General features: G+C 36.5%; 21 protein-coding genes. 14 read left to right on the top strand and 7 right to left on the bottom strand.

Going from position 1 to position 18,703, the window contains the following annotated elements; translation table 11 throughout:
* Positions 1-4: 4 nt before the first annotated feature.
* Together BAQ49_RS21560 and BAQ49_RS21555 are read right to left on the bottom strand one after the other, a co-directional pair.
* Entirely contained in the window at positions 5-1,324 is a 1,320-nt protein-coding gene (locus BAQ49_RS21560) for a Na+/H+ antiporter family protein (protein ID WP_071746982.1), read from the bottom strand.
* A gap of 116 nt (positions 1,325-1,440) precedes the next feature.
* On the bottom strand, positions 1,441-2,442 hold the full coding sequence (locus BAQ49_RS21555) for an alpha/beta fold hydrolase (protein WP_071746981.1): 1,002 nt from the start codon (positions 2,440-2,442) through the stop codon (positions 1,441-1,443).
* A gap of 131 nt (positions 2,443-2,573) precedes the next feature.
* Here BAQ49_RS21555 and BAQ49_RS21550 point away from each other — a divergent pair, with 131 nt between their 5' ends.
* Entirely contained in the window at positions 2,574-3,050 is a 477-nt protein-coding gene (locus tag BAQ49_RS21550; RefSeq protein WP_071746980.1) for a ribbon-helix-helix domain-containing protein, read from the top strand.
* A gap of 164 nt (positions 3,051-3,214) precedes the next feature.
* Here the strand turns inward: BAQ49_RS21550 and BAQ49_RS21545 are convergent, their stop codons facing one another.
* A complete protein-coding gene (locus BAQ49_RS21545) occupies positions 3,215-4,804 on the bottom strand; it encodes a bifunctional metallophosphatase/5'-nucleotidase (protein ID WP_071746979.1) in 1,590 nt (529 codons plus the stop codon).
* Positions 4,805-5,015: 211 nt separating this feature from the next.
* Here BAQ49_RS21545 and BAQ49_RS21540 point away from each other — a divergent pair, with 211 nt between their 5' ends.
* From BAQ49_RS21540 to BAQ49_RS21530, 3 genes are all read left to right on the top strand, one after another.
* Positions 5,016-5,279, top strand: coding sequence for a YqkE family protein (locus BAQ49_RS21540; protein WP_002122262.1), 264 nt, complete (start codon positions 5,016-5,018; stop codon positions 5,277-5,279).
* A 67-nt stretch (positions 5,280-5,346) separates the two neighbouring features.
* A complete protein-coding gene (locus tag BAQ49_RS21535; protein ID WP_071746978.1) occupies positions 5,347-5,871 on the top strand; it encodes a GrpB family protein in 525 nt (174 codons plus the stop codon).
* A gap of 129 nt (positions 5,872-6,000) precedes the next feature.
* The gene (locus BAQ49_RS21530; RefSeq protein ID WP_071746977.1) at positions 6,001-6,828 is read left to right on the top strand and encodes an aldo/keto reductase; all 828 of its coding nucleotides are present in this window, start codon (positions 6,001-6,003) and stop codon (positions 6,826-6,828) included.
* Between the two features lie 57 nt (positions 6,829-6,885).
* Here the strand turns inward: BAQ49_RS21530 and BAQ49_RS21525 are convergent, their stop codons facing one another.
* The gene (locus BAQ49_RS21525; protein WP_071746976.1) at positions 6,886-7,800 is read right to left on the bottom strand and encodes an aldo/keto reductase; all 915 of its coding nucleotides are present in this window, start codon (positions 7,798-7,800) and stop codon (positions 6,886-6,888) included.
* A 53-nt stretch (positions 7,801-7,853) separates the two neighbouring features.
* Positions 7,854-7,982, bottom strand: coding sequence for a Z-ring formation inhibitor MciZ (gene mciZ / locus BAQ49_RS21520; protein ID WP_071746975.1), 129 nt, complete (start codon positions 7,980-7,982; stop codon positions 7,854-7,856).
* Between the two features lie 74 nt (positions 7,983-8,056).
* Here mciZ and BAQ49_RS21515 point away from each other — a divergent pair, with 74 nt between their 5' ends.
* Complete coding sequence (locus BAQ49_RS21515) at positions 8,057-8,596, top strand: NUDIX hydrolase (protein WP_000067049.1); 540 nt, start codon at positions 8,057-8,059, stop codon at positions 8,594-8,596.
* A 26-nt stretch (positions 8,597-8,622) separates the two neighbouring features.
* Here the strand turns inward: BAQ49_RS21515 and BAQ49_RS21510 are convergent, their stop codons facing one another.
* A complete protein-coding gene (locus BAQ49_RS21510; protein WP_071746974.1) occupies positions 8,623-9,174 on the bottom strand; it encodes a GNAT family N-acetyltransferase in 552 nt (183 codons plus the stop codon).
* A gap of 126 nt (positions 9,175-9,300) precedes the next feature.
* On the opposite strand from BAQ49_RS21510, the gene spoIIM reads away from it, so the two are divergent.
* The 9 genes from spoIIM to corA all read left to right on the top strand — a co-directional run bounded on the left by spoIIM (position 9,301) and on the right by corA (position 17,333).
* The gene (spoIIM, locus tag BAQ49_RS21505) at positions 9,301-9,948 is read left to right on the top strand and encodes a stage II sporulation protein M (protein ID WP_000269098.1); all 648 of its coding nucleotides are present in this window, start codon (positions 9,301-9,303) and stop codon (positions 9,946-9,948) included.
* Positions 9,949-10,054: 106 nt separating this feature from the next.
* Positions 10,055-10,510 (top strand): ferric iron uptake transcriptional regulator, encoded by a 456-nt coding sequence (fur, locus tag BAQ49_RS21500; RefSeq protein WP_000392654.1) that lies wholly within the window; start codon positions 10,055-10,057, stop codon positions 10,508-10,510.
* A 103-nt stretch (positions 10,511-10,613) separates the two neighbouring features.
* The gene (locus tag BAQ49_RS21495; protein ID WP_001250436.1) at positions 10,614-10,844 is read left to right on the top strand and encodes a YqzK family protein; all 231 of its coding nucleotides are present in this window, start codon (positions 10,614-10,616) and stop codon (positions 10,842-10,844) included.
* 6 nt (positions 10,845-10,850) lie between these two features.
* Positions 10,851-11,741: a site-specific tyrosine recombinase XerD gene (gene xerD / locus BAQ49_RS21490; RefSeq protein ID WP_000390077.1), complete on the top strand. Its 891-nt coding sequence runs from the start codon at positions 10,851-10,853 to the stop codon at positions 11,739-11,741.
* Positions 11,742-11,884: 143 nt separating this feature from the next.
* Positions 11,885-12,613, top strand: a complete 729-nt coding sequence (locus tag BAQ49_RS21485) for a FixH family protein (RefSeq protein WP_071747016.1) — start codon at positions 11,885-11,887, stop codon at positions 12,611-12,613.
* A gap of 364 nt (positions 12,614-12,977) precedes the next feature.
* Positions 12,978-14,162, top strand: coding sequence for a phosphopentomutase (gene deoB / locus BAQ49_RS21480; protein ID WP_071746973.1), 1,185 nt, complete (start codon positions 12,978-12,980; stop codon positions 14,160-14,162).
* A 12-nt stretch (positions 14,163-14,174) separates the two neighbouring features.
* Complete coding sequence (locus BAQ49_RS21475) at positions 14,175-14,996, top strand: purine-nucleoside phosphorylase (protein ID WP_071746972.1); 822 nt, start codon at positions 14,175-14,177, stop codon at positions 14,994-14,996.
* Positions 14,997-15,003: 7 nt separating this feature from the next.
* Positions 15,004-16,308 carry a pyrimidine-nucleoside phosphorylase gene (locus BAQ49_RS21470; protein ID WP_071746971.1) on the top strand — a complete coding sequence of 435 codons (1,305 nt, stop codon included), beginning with the start codon at positions 15,004-15,006 and terminating at the stop codon, positions 16,306-16,308.
* Between the two features lie 62 nt (positions 16,309-16,370).
* Entirely contained in the window at positions 16,371-17,333 is a 963-nt protein-coding gene (corA, locus tag BAQ49_RS21465) for a magnesium/cobalt transporter CorA (RefSeq protein WP_071747015.1), read from the top strand.
* Positions 17,334-17,365: 32 nt separating this feature from the next.
* Here corA and BAQ49_RS21460 read toward each other — a convergent pair whose 3' ends face one another.
* Positions 17,366-18,655 (bottom strand): NCS2 family permease, encoded by a 1,290-nt coding sequence (locus BAQ49_RS21460; RefSeq protein WP_071746970.1) that lies wholly within the window; start codon positions 18,653-18,655, stop codon positions 17,366-17,368.
* Positions 18,656-18,703: the final 48 nt, after the last annotated feature.

Here is an 18,703-nt window from a genome sequence, read left to right as displayed (position 1 = left end):
CCTTTTATAGTGTAATTGCGGCAATAAAGCCGAATATAAGTAACGGTATATTATAGTGTAGAAAAGTTGGTACACATGTATCCCATATATGGTGGTGCTGACCATCAGCATTTAAACCGGACGTTGGTCCAAGTGTACTATCAGATGCTGGAGAACCTGCATCACCTAGTGCACCAGCTGTACCGATAATTGCGATTGTTGCCATTGGACTAAATCCAAGCTGGACGCATAAGGGTACGAAAATTGTTGTTAAGATTGGGATGGTTGAAAAGGAAGAACCAATTCCCATCGTAACGAGAAGTCCAATAACGAGCATAAGAAATGCAGCAAGCGGTTTATTATTTCCGATTATATGTGCACTCGTTTGCACAAGAGATTCAACATGTCCAGTTTTTCGAAGAACAGCGCCAAATCCAGCGGCAGAAATCATAACAAATCCGATAAAGGACATCATACGCATTCCGCTCGTTAAAATAGCATCGGCTTCTTTAAGAGGGAGACTACCGCTAACTGATAAGACGATAATACCTGCTAAAGCACCGAAGATCATTGATTCTGTTGCTAATTGAACAGTTAATGTAGCGATTATTGATAATAAACCAAAAGTAATGCTTCTTTTTGTATAGGGAACGATTTCATTCTGTGTAGCATGAACTTGTTCCGTTTCATACGTACGTGGTTTTCGGTATGTAATGAAAACCGCTACACATAATCCAATAATCATACCGATTGCTGGAATAGTCATTGCTTTTGGAATAAGAGCGACATCAAATGTAAGCCCGCTTTGCGCAGCATTTGTTTGCAATACGTCATGATAAATTTTTCCGAATCCTGCTGGGACCCACATGTAAGGGGTAATTAATCCAAATGTAATAAGACATGTTACAAGCCTACGATCCACCTTCAGCTCATTTAATACTTTTAAAAGTGCTGGAATTAAGATTGAGATGAAGGCGATATGAACAGGGATAATATTTTGTGAGAAACAAGCCATTGTTAAAATGATAAATAATATGAGTATTTTAGAATAGACTTGTTTTTTCGTGTCTTGTTCGTTGCCGATCCATTTTAAAGCTGATTGGATCATTGCATCAGGAAGTCCTGTTTTTGAAAGTGAAATAGCAAATCCACCGAGCATTGCGTAGCTTAATGCGATAGGAGCACTGTTCCCAAGACCAGTTGTAAAAGTACTAATTGTTTCTGAAATACCGAGTCCACCGATAAGTCCGCCTGTTAAAGCTCCAACGATAATGGCGACAATGACTTGGACACGTAACAAACTAAGCACTAGCATGACTGCTACTGCGATGAGTACAGCGTTCATAATAAATGTAATCTCCCTAATTTTTATTCTGTTAAGGCAAGCAAATGTTTGCAGTGACATATACTTGCGACATATTATTATAAGATGTTTTTTATGAAATGTAAAAGAGCCTGTCGTTATGCATGTTGAAAAGATAGCTCTTGTTTAATTGATTGTAAAGATTGAGCGAATAGTTCAGGCTCTTCTAAATCTGGAGAGTGTGCCGAGTTTGGAAACCAAATCATTTTTTTAATCGGAGCGTGAATAATATCGCAATATTGTTGAACGAGTGCGTAAGGAGTTTGATAATCATAGCGACCAGAACAAAAATAAACCGGAACAGATAAACTTGAAATAGACGAAAAGAAATCGATTGTTAGCATCTCTTCCCATAAAACTCCTGACTTTAAATTTCCTGCGAGAAATTTGAACCAATCTAATAGCGTATATTCAGGAGAAAAGAAACCTTTTCGTATGAAAGAAAAGGAAGATCCGTTTTGGATTGCTCCGCCGAATGTGCCAAGCCACTTTCTTTGAATGATGAGACGTCGTGTATCTAAAAAGGGCGGTTTCCCTAATTTTAAAAGAGAAGCTAATGCTTTTTTATGGTCATGTTTTTTTGCAGAGCTAATTAAATGTTGATATAGTAATTCTTCGTTTTGCTTCATATGTACGATTTGACCGATGCCGATATATGCTTCTATATATTCAGGGCATTGACTAGCGACTTTTAGTCCGATAATACTTCCCCATGAATGACCGGCAAGAATTAATTTTTTCTTATTGAACCTTTTAAGAAGATATTGAATGACTTCTTTTGCATCTGAAACAAATTGATCAATCGTAAAATTTGTTTGGATATCTCGCAATAAAAAGGATTTACCAGCCCCGCGTTGATCCCAATTAATAACGATAAAGTGCTTTTCTAACTCTTTTTGAAAATGACGAATAAAGCCAATTTGTGCCATACCAGGCCCGCCGTGACAGCATAATAAAATAGGCTGTTCCACGTTTTGCCCGCGTATAAGGAGAGATTGTTTCCGGTCATTAATCATAACGCTTTCTATCGTAGCGATACTGTTAGGGATTAATTGCTTCTTTTCGTTATAAAACTGAGGTGTATAGCTACGAAAAAGCATATGTAAACCTCCTTTTCTTAAATGGTATGAAGCGCACAGGTTCTTTCTTTTGCATATACTACTAGAAAATCATTGTATCATAACATACTGGTCAGGTTTCAAGTTTAGGCGATTAAGAGAGGAGGGAGAATGTGACGATTGGAGAAATTATTGATTCTTTAAATAGACGCGAATCAATCGCAATTATAGCAAAACGGCTTGAAATGAGCCCATATACATTATCAAAGAAATTAAGAATGATTGGATATGAATATGATGGAGAGCAGAAAAAACGCATCTTTATAGGTGATGGAGAAGAGCCGCGTCATTTACAAATCCAAGAAGCTACTGCCCTTCAATATGCAAAAACGGATTATCAATTACTAATTTATGAACAATTGCAAAGTATTTATGAATTGTTAAGAAAAAGAGAAGAAGTAAGCGTGCCGATTATAAGTGGAATTTCAGAGAAAAAGAAACGAACCTTTTCTATTAATACGGAAATATTAGCGAGATTAGATGTTATATCCGAAGTTAAAGGGATTCAAAAGTCTAAAATTGTAGAAGGAGCACTACAGGAATTTTTGCAACGATATGATTTTAATGAGGTATCACATTTAGATAAATGAAGAAAAGGATACTATGTTCAAAGTAAGAACGAGTATCCTTTTTCAGGTTCATGTATATTACGAAAAAGTTAAAGGGTATGTGCGTATAATTTGTAATGAAAAGTGCTCCTTTTATAGGGAACGACATTTCCCATTTACAGCACATACAGTTATTTGAAAAATATTTAATTTAATTTTTGAATCCGTCCATCAATAATCGGCTGAATCGGTTCTTTCAATTGTTTTACATAATCGACTAACGCTTCAAAGTCGTTTGGACCCGTTTCAGCATTTTTTCCATTTTTAAATGATACGAATCCATCACCACCCGAAGCTAGGAAAGCATTTGCAACTACGCTATACGTTTTCGTGGAAACTAATTCTTCCCCATTTGTTAAACGGATATTAGTAACCTTTTCACCATTCGGTTTATTTGCATCCCAAGTATATTGGATACCTGAGATTTGGAGCATTCTCGTTGCACCTTTTTGCCATTGTTGATTTAAAATCTCGCGAATATCTTGACCTGTTAAATCTACTTTAATTAATTGATTCCCGAAAGGCTGAATACCGTATAATTCGCCCCATGTAATATCTCCAGCGTCTAAGTCATTACGAATGCCGCCAGGATTCATAAGAGCGATTTGCGCTTGCATTGTTTGTCGCTGTGCATCGGCAATTACATTTCCAAGAGTAGACTCACCAGCATCGTTTTGTTTACGGTCGATAGCTGCTGTAGATTTTCCGACAACTTCATTTACAAGCGGTGCGATTTTTTCTTTATATTGGTCTAGCTTTTGTTTTACTTGTTTATCAGGCTCTACACCTTCATGATATGTTGTAATAACTTCAGCTTTTTTCTTAACAATATCTTTTGTTTTACGATCAATTGTTACATCTACATCTGAGAAAGCCGTTCCGTAAGAGTTCGCTTGGACGATAAGTTTATTATTAACTGTACCATTTACATACGTATGACTATGTCCACCAAAAATAACATCAACTTCTGGATCTGTTTCATTTGCAATTCGAGTGAGGTCTCCATTTGTTACACCAGACTCATCAGTTGTTCCGCCGACATGCGCAAGGACTACGATAGATTTAACGCCGAGACGCTTTAATTGTTGCGCTGATTTATTAATAGCCTCTACTTCGTCAGTGATTTCTACATTTTTAAGCATAGTAGGCATAACGACATTTGGCGTATCCGTTGTAACAACTCCAATGAATCCTACAGGAACTCCGTCAACCATTTTTACAGTAAATGGTGGTAAAAATAAGCGGCCAGTTGATTTGTTATAGAAGTTTGCAGCGACATAAGGGAAGTTTGCTCCTTTGAAATTCCCTGTTTTTTCATGGTAACCACCGTAAATGAGGCGTTTCATTTCATCGATACCTTCATCGAATTCATGGTTTCCGATTGTACCAACATCAAACTTTAAGTCATTTAAAAATTCAATTGTTGGTTCGTCTTGTAATAATGCGGAAACTGGTGGGCTGGCGCCGACAATATCACCGGCATGTACGAGAAGTGTATTAGGGTTTTGTTTTTTACGTTCTTTTAAATAAGTAGCTAAATAATCAGCGCCGCCAGCTTCTTTATTGTTAATTTTTTTTACAGTGTCTAGTTGTCCATGGAAATCGTTAATACCAAGCATTTGTACGTCTATGTATCGGTTTTGTTCAGCAGGAGTCTGAGATGGAGGAGCGGCGAACACGCTTGAAAAAGTCATGGTGCTTAAAATAGCGACAGCAGGAATAATTTTTTTCCACATAATTAATTTCTCCTTTTTTTATAATCTGACATCATACGACATAATTTTAATAGATTACTAGGATTATATCTACAATAAAATTTAGTTTTTTCGAAAAATTAACATATTTACAAAAAAAGAATAATAGAGAATCGGGGAGTAATACACCTTTTTTATTGTAGATTTCACTGTGTATCCTCTATAATGGAGAAAAAAGTAAAAGGTGAGTAGTATGAAGAAAAAGAAGCAAAGACAAATGCAAAGACACTCTCAAATGAATCAACCAGAGAAAGAATCGCTTACACTAGGTGATCAATTGAACGATTCGTTAATGCAACAATTAAAGAATAAGAAAAAAGAGTTGCAAGTGAGAGAAGAGAAAAAAGAGGCAGCAGAGCAAGAAAGAAAACGTAAAGAACAAAAAGAACGTGAAAAGAATAAATCATTTGAAGAACTGTTAAGTGAAAGTAACCTTACTTGGAAAGACTTTAAATAATAAAAAATGATCAGTGAGATGCCACTGATCATTTTTTTGACGAGTTTGTAAGAAAAGGGGAGTTAGAATGAGGAAAATTGTAGTCGTTCCGTATGAAAATCATTGGAGTGAGAAATTTCAAATGGAGGCCGAAAGATTAAAATTGGCGATGCCAGAAACGGTGAGAATCCATCATATTGGTAGTACATCAGTGCCAGGACTTGCGGCAAAGCCTATCATTGATATGATAATGGAAGTAGATAGTATTGAAAGAGTAGATCATTGGAATGAAAAGTTTGATGAGCTTGGTTACATTGTGAAAGGAGAAAATGGTATTTCAGGTCGTCGTTTTTTTATTCATGGAACTGAGGAGAAACGCTCGTATCATTTGCATGTATTTGAAAAAGGAAATCCTGAGATTACAAGGCATTTAGCATTTCGTGATTATATGATGGTTCATTGTGAAGAAGCAGAAGCGTATGCGACTTTAAAGAAAGAACTAGCTGAAAAATATACATATGATGGCACGTTGTATACAGAAGGAAAAAATGAATTTGTACGTGATGTTGATGAAAAAGCGAAAGAATGGATAGAAAGTAACGTGAACGACTGAGTTCATGTTACTTTCTAAAGAGGTATAAAATTATTATGTAAACTGTACGTATGTTTTGACATTTTGAATGAATCTTGTTGAAATAAAGTTATGGTTTATAAAAATGTAAGAATGAAAGGGAGAAAGACTGTGCATATTCCAACAACTACACTTCATAATGGTGTGAAAATGCCGATGATTGGTCTAGGCGTTTATAAAGCGAAAGAAGGCGACGAAGTTAAACAAGCAGTAAAAACAGCGTTAGAAGTTGGATACCGTTCGATTGATACAGCAACTGTATATGAAAATGAAAGCGGTGTCGGAGAAGCAGTTCGTGAATCTGGAATCCCGCGCGAAGACTTGTTTATTACAACAAAAGTTTGGAACGACGATCAAGGGTATGAGGAGACTCTTGAGGCGTTTGAAAAAAGTTTAAAGAAATTACAAATGGACTATGTAGATTTATATTTAATCCATTGGCCGATAAGAGGGAAGTATGTTGATACGTACCGTGCTCTAGAAAAGCTATACGAAGAAGGTAAAGTGCGTGCCATTGGTGTTTCTAATTTTCATAGACATCATTTAGAACTGTTATTACCAAATTGCAAAGTGAAGCCGATGGTAAACCAAGTGGAACTTCATCCAATGTTAGCACAATTTGAATTGCGTGATTTCTGTCAAGGTGAGCAAATTCAAATGGAAGCTTGGAGTCCTTTAATGAGGGGCGGCGAAGTATTTCAGCATCCAATTATTCAGGATATTGCTAAAAAATATGAGAAGACACCTGCACAAGTTATATTAAGGTGGGATATTCAAAGTGGGATTGTGACTATTCCTAAATCTGTTACGCCATCTCGTATTAAAGAGAACTTTACTATTTTTGATTTCTTATTAACTGAAGAAGAGATGGATCAAATTAATACGTTAAATCGTAATTTACATGTAGGAACGAATCCTGATAAATATGATACGTTATAAAAAGAGACTGCCGCCTAGTGTTGGGGGCAGTCTTTTGCTTTTATCGGTATCAATATTTTAGCGATGCAAAGCATATGAATCATACTTAACAATTTTTTGAAGTTGTACATATTCTTCTTTTGTTAAAGATAACTGTTGGCTAGCCTGTACATTTTCCTGCAATTGTTGAATAGAGCTTGCACCAGGTATAACAGCTGCAACAGTTTCGTTATGTAAGCAATATTGAATAGCTGTTCCTGTTAAAGAGCTTTCCCCGATTATTTCTTTTGCACTCGCGAGTGTCGTATATAATTCATCGTAAGAATAAGAAAGGTAATCTTTTTCTTTTACTCTTTCTATCTTTCTTGCATTATTGTCAGTTAGAATTCCTTTTGCAAGTGGTCCACGAGCAATAATGCTAATTTGATGTTCATTTAGAAGTGGGAACCATTCTTCAGGGCGACGATTTAAAAGGCTGTATTCCATTAGTACACTAACGATATTTGAACGTTTGGCATACTCACGGATGACATTTGGACGTATAGAAGAAATACCGTAATGGCGAATGATACCTTCTTTTTTTAATTCTTCAAAGGCTTCAATTGTTTCATCTATAGGATCTTCAATCGTCCCGCCGTGAAGTTGATAAAGATCAATATAATCAGTTTGAAGTCTACGTAAACTTTCTTTCACTTCAGCCTTTATGTAATCCTTAGAAGGATCCCAAGACCAGCCGTTTTTTTCTTCTGTCCATCGATTTCCAACCTTTGTTGTAAGAACAATTTGGTCTCGTTTTCCCTTCAATGCTTTACCGACAAATTCTTCGTTTAATCCATAATCATATAAATCCGCTGTATCAAAAAAATTGATTCCTAAATCGATTGCTTCATCGATAATGCCCATAGCTTCTGTTTCAGATGTACCGAGAGACATACAGCCAAGTCCCATTTCTGTAACAAACAAATCTGAATTTCCTAATTGACGTTTTTTCATAGGTCAACCTCCTTATCTTTATTGTACGCAAGGGAAAAGAGGTTGACAAACGTTTACTTTTTACTTGCTTTAATCCACTCTTGTACAGTTGTATACTCTTTGCCGTATTGTTTTAGTTTATGACGAATTTGCCATGCTTTTCCGACTAAAGTGACGCGATTTGGTAAAATATAAACTTTCATTTCTATCACGCTCCTTTCAATGTGGTAAAATGTATGAGGAAAGAATAGGAAATAGAACAGGGAGATGAAGTAGTATGAGTAATCTTGCAGAAAGAACAGTAAAAACTGAACCGATTTTTGATGGTAGAGTTATAAAAGTTCGTGTTGATGAAGTAGTATTACCAAATGGAGAAATGAGTAAACGTGAAATCGTAAATCACCCTGGGGCAGTTGCTATTATTGCTATTACTGATGAAGGGAAAATTGTACTTGTCGAGCAGTATCGTAAAGCTCTTGAAAAGGCAATTGTGGAAATCCCTGCTGGGAAGTTAGAACCTGGAGAAAAGCCAGAAGTAACAGCAGTTCGTGAATTAGAAGAAGAAACAGGATATGTATGTGAAAATATGGAGCTTATTACATCTTTTTATACATCACCTGGCTTTGCAGATGAGATTTTATATGTATATAAGGCGACAGGATTAAAACAAAAAGAAAATAAAGCAGCTTTAGATGAAGATGAATTTGTGGAGTTAATGGAAGTGTCATTAGAAGAAGCCATTGATCTTATGAAAGACCTTCGCATTCATGATGCGAAGACGATGTTCGCTGTGCAATATTTACAATTACAAAAATAAAACACTCGCCTTAGGCGAGTGTTTTTTTAATTAATTTTTGCATATACACGTGCATCGCGTAAGCTACCATCTGGTGCTAGGAAATCATTTTCCATAGTACCTTCTAAAATAAATTCTAGACGTTCTGCTAAGTTACATGCGTTCACGTTTGTTGCATCAGTACGAATTTCAATTCTTCTAGCACTTAGCTTATCAAAAGCGAATTGAATCGCACCTTTAACAGCTTCTGTCATGTAGCCTTGTTTTGTATAGGCGCTATGTAACCAGAAGTGAAGTGAAAACTTTGGAATGTCCCAGTTTTCAGGCTTAAGAGTAATAGCTCCGATGAATGTACCAGATACTTTATCGTATAAGTGAAAATCAAGTGTTTCACGAAGTAAAAACTGTCCGTGAGCTTCGCGAACAATTTCTTCCGCACTCTCTTCTGTTTCGGCTGTAATTGGCATCCACGGTAATAAGTCTTCTAGAGAAGCTTGGATTGCTTCATATACTTCTGTACCGTCACCCGGAAACGGCTTACGTACTTGCAGTCGCTCAGTTTGAAATAACGTTGGAAAATCTAATAATAATGGTTTCAAGAGAAATCCCTCCTATTCTCTACTATTTAGTTTAGCAAAGTAGAGCGGAATTTCAATGTTAATTCGTCATACTTTTTTTCTTTCTTTCATACATTTTTAGTAAGAGTGTGAACGGAGGGAAGGAAAATGTGGCGAAAAACTTGGCAAGACCGTGTAATGTCTCACATACAGGAAAACTCTTCATTATATATATTTAATGCTGTTTTATTATTGATGGGGGTAATATTTGGAGCGATTCTTGTGAATAGTTTACAAATAAACCAAAAGCAAGATTTATCATTTTATTTACAACGTTTTTTTGGACAAGTTTCTAAAGGAGAATTTGCAATCGCGGGCGAAATGTTTCGAGAAAGTTACTTTTCGCAATTAAAATACATCGGCTTTATTTGGATTTTGGGGATTTCGATTATTGGGTTACCACTCATTTTCATCTTATTATTTTTAAAAGGAGTAGTTGTTGGATTTACAGTAGGTTTTTTAGTAAGTCAGCACGGATGGAATGGATTATTGTTAGCGTTTGTGTCTGTATTGCCGCAAAATTTAATTATAATTCCTGTATTTCTCATTATGACAACAATTGCTGCAAGCTTTTCCTTACGCATGATTAGGCATCAGTTTATTAGGAAAATAACCGAGCCACTATTACCATTATTAATTCGTTATACATGTTTCTTTCTAGTGATCGGAGCGGTGTTAGCTCTTGCTTCTAGTGTTGAGGCATATGCATCACCAGTTTTAATGAAAGAAGTCGTGGAGGCTATTAACAAACAATAAATACTTTTTGAGAATAATTATCAATTTGTTTTTATTGTTTTTCTTTTGACAGAAGCCCTTCTTCTGATATAATGGTGTAAGAGTGGCGAGGAGGGAGTAGTACCGAATGGAAGAAAGAATTGAACGAATTAAGAAGCAATTACATGCAGCGAGCTATAAATTGACACCACAACGTGAAGCAACAGTTCGTGTGCTGCTAGAGAATGAAGAAGATCATTTAAGCGCAGAAGATGTATACCTCCTTGTAAAAGAAAAGTCGCCAGAGATCGGATTAGCAACCGTCTATCGAACTCTAGAGTTATTGTCTGAGTTAAAAGTTGTCGATAAGATTAACTTCGGAGACGGTGTTTCGCGCTATGACTTACGCCAGGAAGGTGCACAGCGTTTCCACCATCATTTAATCTGTACACAATGCGGTGCTGTACAAGAAATACAAGAAGATTTACTTGGTGAAGTGGAGAATAAAGTAGAACGAGACTGGAGCTTTAAGGTGAAAGATCATCGTTTAACATTCCATGGGATTTGTAAAAATTGTCAAGAAAATGAAACGGATGAAAAATAACCTTTTCCTATTTAACTAGGAAGAGGTTTTTTATTTGAATAAGGTATAAATTGGTGAAAGCTTGGCATATGTTGTAATAACTTATATTTTGGAGGAATTTACAATGCGCCGAGCTTTAAAATTAACTTTTGATGGGATGAAAGTATTTTTATTATTTACGAGTTGTACGATTTTGTTTTATTTCGCTATACTATGGATAAATGAAGAATATGAAAGTTACCATCGTTATGAAAAGCCAAAAGAAGAGACTGTAGAAAAAGTATCAGGGAATGAGGAGCCGGCAAAGGATGCTTTCGTAAATAGAATGATGTTTTTCTATGAAAATGGGGAGTAGTGTATATTGGAAGATCAATTAAAAGATTTTATTCATTATATGATTGTTGAAAAAGGGTTAGCGAAAAATACAGTTGTATCTTATGAACGTGATTTGAAAAGCTATGTGAAGTATTTGCAAAATGTAGAACAGACGAAGACATTTCATGAAGTGACGCGCATACACATTGTTAACTTTTTGCAGTATTTAAAAGAAAACGGAAAATCTTCAAAAACATTGGCACGTCATATTGCATCGATTCGTTCGTTTCACCAATTTTTACTTCGTGAACGAGCGGTGGAGCATGACCCATCGGTACATATTGAAACGCCGCAAGGGGAACGGAAATTACCAAAAGTATTATCGATTGACGAAGTAGAAGCATTACTTCAGACTCCGAAAGCGGTGAGCGCTTTTGGGATTCGTGATAAGGCAATGTTGGAGTTATTGTATGCAACAGGACTTCGTGTTTCAGAATTAATTGCATTAAATTTAGAAGATGTACACTTGACTATGGGATTTGTCCGCTGCATAGGGAAAGGGAATAAAGAAAGAATTATTCCATTAGGAAGCTTAGCAACGGAAGCAATTCAAAAGTATATTGAAAAAGGAAGAAGAGAACTGATGGGGAAAAAAGCAGTAGATGCACTCTTTTTAAACCATCATGGTAATCGATTATCAAGACAAGGGTTTTGGAAAATTTTAAAGCGATTAGCGAAAGAAGCAAATATTGAAAAAGAGCTTACACCGCATACGTTGCGTCACTCGTTTGCTACGCATTTATTAGAAAATGGGGCAGACTTACGTGCCGTGCAAGAAATGCTTGGACATGCAGATATTTCAACGACGCAAATTTATACGCATGTTTCAAAAGCTAGATTAAAAGATGTATATAAACAGTTTCATCCGAGAGCATAGTTATTATGCTCTTTTTTCATAGATTAAGAAGAGTAAATCGTTTCACAGAAACTTCACAAACATTTCGTATATTGTTTTCAGCAGAAGACTGGAATATTACAATGTTTTTCCTCTATACTAAAGAAAGTATGAAGGAGGAAATGATGATGAAAAAACTTATTATGACGTTATTTATCGCGATGCTAGCTTTAGCTGGCTGTAATACAAACAAAGAAGAACCGAAAAAAGAACAGAAACTTGAAGCTGTAAAAGTAGCAGTTCAAACGAATCCGAAGGAAATTAAACCTGGTGAAAAAACAGAAGTACAAGCACTTGTTACACAAGGAAAAGAAAAAGTAACGGATGCTGATGATGTAAAGTTTGAAATTTGGAAAACAGGCGACGAAAAACACGAGATGTTAGACGGTAAGCATAAAGGAAAAGGTGTTTATGCTGTAGAGAAAACATTCGAAACTGATGGAGTATATCATATTATTGCTCATACAAATGCACGTGAAATGCATGTTATGCCGGAAGTAAAAGTGGCTGTGGGAAATGCAAAAGTTGAAGATGCGAAAAAAGAAGAAGGCCATGGAGACCATAAAAGTGATACGATGATACACCTTATGGCTGGTGATATTAAAGCAAATGCTGAGTCAACAATGAAAGTTCATTTAAAACAAAAAGAAGAGGCACTAACTGGTGCTGAAGTACAACTTGAAATTTGGAAAGACGGCGTTGAAAAGCATGAATTTATTCCAGCAAAAGAGGGGAATAAAGGCGAATATGAAAGTAAGCATACTTTCAAAGAGAATGGTGCTTACAAAGTGAAAGTTCATGTAAGAAAAGGCGAATTACATGAACACAAAGAAGAAACAGTAGAAGTAAAATAAAAAGCAGCTCTTTAGAGCTGCTTTTTATTTTTATATTAGGAAATATGTTATAAAATAATTAGCACTTCTTCGCAGAATGGATTACAATAGAAGTGTGAATAAAATAAGAAATTCTACGAAAATGTATTAAAAAGAAAGCGTAAACATGTTATGATATCAATATCAGATGTCTGACATCTGACTTAGAAAAAATTAGAAATTTTTTTGATTCGTTTGAAAGTAAAACGAAAAAGTTAGAGAATGATTTAAAGCAGTACTGTTTAATAATGAGGACGAAAGATAATTCCCATTGATAACAGTTTCACTTTATAGCGTTTTGAACATACTACAAGAAGTAGAACTGAACATATAGGAGGTTGCAGTTATGAATAAATATAAACGTATTTTCCTAGTCGTGATGGACTCTGTGGGAATCGGTGAGGCACCTGATGCTGAGCAGTTTGGTGATTTAGGTTCTGATACAATTGGTCATATCGCTGAACATATGAATGGATTAAACATGCCAAACATGGTGAAATTAGGTCTTGGTAATATTCGTGAAATGAAAGGGATCTCTAAAGTAGAGAAACCGCTTGGATATTATACAAAAATGCAAGAGAAATCTACCGGTAAAGATACAATGACAGGTCACTGGGAAATTATGGGCCTTTACATTGATACACCATTCCAAGTATTCCCTGAAGGATTCCCAAAAGAATTACTTGATGAATTAGAAGAAAAAACAGGCCGTAAAATTATCGGTAATAAGCCAGCTTCTGGAACAGAAATTCTTGATGAGCTTGGTCAAGAGCAAATGGAAACAGGCTCTTTAATCGTTTACACGTCTGCTGATAGCGTATTACAAATTGCAGCACACGAAGAAGTAGTGCCACTTGATGAGTTATATAAAATTTGTAAAATTGCCCGTGAACTAACGTTAGATGAGAAGTACATGGTAGGACGTGTTATCGCTCGTCCATTCGTTGGAGAACCAGGGAAATTCACACGTACACCAAATCGTCATGACTATGCATTAAAACCATTTGGTCGCACGGTAATGAATGAATTAAAAGATAGTGACTACGATGTAATTGCTATCGGTAAAATTTCTGATATTTATGATGGCGAAGGGGTAACGGAATCACTTCGTACGAAGTCTAACATGGATGGAATGGATAAGCTTGTAGATACATTAAACATGGACTTTACAGGTCTTAGCTTCTTAAACTTAGTTGACTTTGATGCATTATTCGGTCACCGTCGTGATCCACAAGGATATGGAGAAGCTCTGCAAGAGTATGATGCACGTCTTCCAGAAGTATTCGAAAAACTTAAAGAAGATGATTTATTATTAATTACAGCAGACCATGGTAATGATCCAGTACATCCTGGTACTGATCATACACGTGAATATGTACCGTTATTAGCATATAGCCCAAGCATGAAAGAAGGCGGACAAGAATTAGCACTTCGTCAAACATTTGCTGATATTGGTGCAACTGTAGCAGAAAACTTCGGTGTGAAAATGCCAGAATACGGAACAAGCTTCTTAAACGAGCTAAAGAAATAGGGGGATAAACAAATGAATCGTGAACTTATTACAAAATCAGCTTCATACTTAAAAGAGAAATTTCAAGAAACACCACAAGTAGGACTAATCCTTGGATCTGGACTAGGTGTATTAGCAGATGAAATCGAAAATGCGGTAACAGTGCCTTACAGCGAAATTCCTGAATTCCCAGTATCAACTGTAGAAGGACATGCAGGTCAACTAGTATTCGGTACACTTCAAGGTGTACCTGTAGTAGCAATGCAAGGACGTTTCCATTTCTACGAAGGATATGACATGCAAAAAGTAACATTTCCAGTTCGTGTTATGAAAGAACTAGGTGTAGAAACTGTTGTTGTAACGAACGCAGCTGGTGGTGTAAATACATCATTTGAACCAGGCGATCTTATGTTAATTTCAGACCACATTAACTTCATGGGTACGAATCCATTAATTGGACCAAATGATTCTGAAATGGGTGTACGTTTCCCTGATATGTCTACATCTTATACGACAGAACTTCGCGAAATGGCGAAACAAGTTGCAGCAGACTTAAACATTAAAGTACAAGAAGGTGTATATGTTGGAATGACAGGTCCTGTATATGAAACACCTGCTGAAATTCGTATGCTTCGTACACTTGGCGGAGATGCAGTTGGTATGTCAACAGTACCGGAAGTAATTGTAGCTCGTCATGCTGGTATGAAAGTACTTGGTATTTCTTGTATTTCAAATATGGCAGCTGGTATTTTAGATCAGCCACTTCACCATGATGAAGTAATTGAAACGACAGAACGTGTTAAAGCTAACTTCTTAGCATTAGTAAAAGCAATCGTAAAACAAATGAAGGGGTGACTTCACAATGAGAATGGTGGACCTAATTGCAAAAAAACGTGATGGACAAGCATTAACGACAGAAGAAATTAACTTTATTATTGAAGGATATACAAATGGTGATATTCCTGATTATCAAGTAAGTTCACTTGCAATGGCAATTTTCTTCCAAGATATGAATGATCAAGAACGTGCAGATTTAACGATGGCAATGGTAAATAGCGGTGATACAATTGATTTATCAGCCATCGAAGGGGTAAAAGTAGATAAGCATTCAACAGGTGGTGTTGGTGATACAACGACACTTGTATTAGGTCCACTAGTAGCTGCTTTAGGTGTACCAGTAGCGAAAATGTCTGGACGTGGTTTAGGACATACTGGTGGTACAATTGATAAATTAGAAGCAGTTCCAGGATTCCATGTGGAAATTGAAAATGATGAATTCATGCGTCTTGTAAATGAAAATAAAATTGCTGTTATCGGCCAAAGTGGAAACTTAACACCTGCTGATAAAAAGTTATATGCACTTCGTGATGTAACGGCAACAGTAAACTCAATTCCGCTTATTGCAAGCTCGATTATGAGTAAAAAAATTGCTGCTGGTGCAGATGCAATTGTTCTTGATGTAAAAACTGGAGCAGGAGCATTTATGAAAACGGATGAAGATGCAAAACGTTTAGCTGAAGCAATGGTACGCATCGGTAATAACGTTGGTCGTAATACGATGGCGGTTATTTCTGATATGAGTCAGCCGCTTGGTGAAGCAATTGGTAACGCATTAGAAGTACAAGAAGCAATTGATACATTACAAGGTAAAGGACCGAAAGATTTAGAAGAGTTATGTTTAACGCTTGGCAGTCAGATGGTGTACCTTGCTGGACAAGCTTCATCTTTAGAAGATGCGCGTGAAAAGTTAATTGAAGTAATGAACAATGGTAAAGCGCTAGAATCATTTAAAACGTTCTTATCAGCGCAAGGCGGCGATGCATCTGTTGTTGATGATCCTTCTAAATTGCCACAAGCACAATTTAAAATTGAAGTGGAAGCGAAAGAAGACGGTTACGTATCGGAAATCGTTGCAGATGAAATCGGAACAGCAGCAATGCTTTTAGGAGCAGGGCGTGCAACGAAAGAGTCTGAAATTGATTTAGCAGTTGGTCTAATGCTTCGCAAAAAAGTAGGCGATAGCGTGAAAAAAGGGGACTCTCTTGTTACAATTTACGCAAACCGCGAAAATGTTGAAGATGTAAAAGCGAAAATTTATGAGAACATGAAAATCGCTAAAGACCATGTAGATGCGCCGACACTAGTGCACGGCATCGTTACTAAATAATAAAGAAGAGCCAAGGAGTATTTCTCCTTGGCTTTTTTTACTATTTTTTGTTTATAATAATAATGGGTGAAATTATGATTAGAATTTGTGCAATAACGAAAAAAAATGAAGTTTTATATGATGTTTCGCTGGAAGACACGAAAAAAGAAAACATCGTATGGTATTGGCTTGATTTATATAAGCCGACGAAAGAGGAGTATACATATATTTTACAAGATCACTTCAAGTTCCATCCCCTTGCGATTGAAGATTGTGTAGAGTATGTACAGAGACCAAAGGTAGATTTTTATGATGGATATAACTTTTTAGTTCTCCATGCATTCGGAGAAGACGGATTAGAACCGCATGAAATCGATTTATTTGTTAGTGATCGATATATAGTCTCTTTCCACTTCTCTCATAATAATGCGATTGAAAGAGTATGGAAAACGCTCGGTGAGAAAAAACGTATTAAGAAGAGCCCTTTACATGTAGCACATACAATTATTGACCAAATTGTAGATGATTATTTCGCGCCTGTTTATTACATTGAAGACCATTTAAATGCAATTGATGATAATTTAACGGGTGAGACAGCAGGAAGTGTGCTAGAAGAGGTATTTGATATTCGTACAGATTTATCTAAACTAAGGCGTACGATTATTCCGATGCGTGATTTATTGTACCGCATTTTAAATTCAACTCGTTTTTACGGTATAAGCGATCATGAAATTTATTTTAAAGATATACATGATCATTTGCTTAAACTGACAGAGATGATTGAAGCAAGCCGTGAATTAACAGCAGATATTCGCGATAGTTACTTTTCACTGAATTCCCACCATATGAACAATATTATGAAAACATTAACTGTTTTCTCAACTATTTTCATGCCGTTAACATTTATTGCAGGGGTATACGGCATGAACTTTTCGCATATGCCAGAGCTTGGCGGGAAGTATAGTTACTTTATTTGTCTATTAATTATGGCGTTAATTGGTGGGGGCATGATGGCTTGGTTTTATAAAAAGGGTTGGTTTAAGTAAAAAAACACCGAGGTTTCCTCGGTGTTTTTTTACTAGCCAATAGCGTGTAATACGAACATGGCTAAGAATAAGCATGTAATGATATACATGGACGGTGCGACTTCTTTACGCTTTCCAATAGCAACTTTCAAGATAGGATAAGCAATAAATCCGAACGCAATGCCATCAGCGATACTATATGTGAGCGGAATCATAACGATAATTAAAAACGCTGGAAATCCTTCTGAAAAGTCGTTCAGAGGAATTTGTTGAATGCTTGTAATCATCAGGCCGCCAATAATAATTAAGATTGGTGCAATGGCACTATCAGGAATTAGTTTGACAAACGGAAGAGCAAACAGTGACGCGAAGAATAATAACCCTGTAACGATAGACGTCAGACCTGTTTTTCCGCCTGCAGTAATACCTGCGGCACTCTCTACTGTTGAAACGGTAGGGCTTGTGCCAAATAGACCACATGTCATTGCTGAAATTGCATTTGCTTGGTAAGCACGTGGGAATTTACGGTCATCTTCTAATAAACCGTGCAGTAGTCCCATGTTCTCAAAAATAAGCACCATGCTTAAGGAGAATGTTGCAATCCAAAATGGTAAGGAAGAAAGTTTCCCAAATGACATAGCTCCAAACACATCGCCGTAATTAGCGAATGAAAATGAACTATTTCCCACTTGACTCGTATCAACAAGGCCAAATAGCCATGCAATACCAGTTCCAATTGCAATCGTCCATAAAAAGTTTCCACGTACGTTACGCACAAATAGTACAAGTGCCACAATAAGAGTAAGTAGTGTTGCAAGAACGACAGGACTACTTAATTTCCCCATTGCAACAGCAGTATTAGGATGCGAAACGACTAAACCACCTTTTTGCAAGCCGATGAAAGCTAAAAACAACCCGATACCGACAGTGATCGCTTCCTTTAATGACTTTGGAATCGATACCGAAAGCACGCGAGCAATCGGTGTAAAAGCAGCAATTGCAAAAATAATACCGGCGATAAAAACAGCTGCTAATGCTTCTTGCCAAGCTAGACCGAGCGTGTGCACAGCAGTGTACGTGAAGAATGCATTTACACCCATACCTGGGACAAGAATAGCAGGTGCATTTGCCCAAAATGCCATAAGTAGACATCCGACAAATGAACTAAAAACAGTTGCTAAAATTCCAGCTTCAAGAGGAATGCCGGCATCTGATAAGATTGACGCATTTACAATCATAATATAAACGATCGTGAAAAATGACGTGACTCCAGCTAAAACTTCTTGTTTTGGTGATGTTTGGTGTAAGTCTAATTTAAATGTTCTTTCAAGTATTCCTTTCATGTTAAACCTTCTTTTTCATATCCCTCTCCCACCCGTGATATCTCTTTT

It is taken from the genome of Bacillus proteolyticus (assembly GCF_001884065.1).
Lineage (GTDB): Bacteria > Bacillota > Bacilli > Bacillales > Bacillaceae_G > Bacillus_A > Bacillus_A proteolyticus.
The sequence above is the reverse complement of the archived record's forward strand: the minus strand, read 5'-3'. Positions and strand labels throughout refer to the sequence as shown.